The sequence below is a fragment of the Flavobacterium amnicola genome, from assembly GCF_004122165.1.
Classification (GTDB): Bacteria; Bacteroidota; Bacteroidia; order Flavobacteriales; family Flavobacteriaceae; genus Flavobacterium; species Flavobacterium amnicola.
Map to the genome: position 1 here is coordinate 1 of NZ_SBKO01000031.1, position 237 is coordinate 237.

1 protein-coding gene is annotated in these 237 nt (G+C 48.1%); it reads left to right on the forward strand.

The genetic code is table 11. The features are described 5' to 3' along the window. A partial coding sequence (locus EQG63_RS12305; protein ID WP_164974517.1) for a hypothetical protein occupies nucleotides 1-237 on the forward strand: 237 nt, incomplete at both ends.

Below are 237 nucleotides of genomic sequence, written 5' to 3' on the forward strand. Positions count from 1 at the left end.
CAGCTACCTTTACCATTACCCCAGCACCAGCTGTTGTGGTGAGCAATGTTCAAGATGCAAGCATCTCAGCCTGTGCAAGTGAAGCGGACATCAATGCGGCGTATGCCGCCTGGTTAGGAAGTTTTGGTGTTAGCGGTGGATGTAATCCACAAGGCGGTTTTACGGGTCCAACTACAATGCCAAATATTTGTGGAGGCTCAATCCAACTGACTTATAACGTAACCGACAGATGTTATG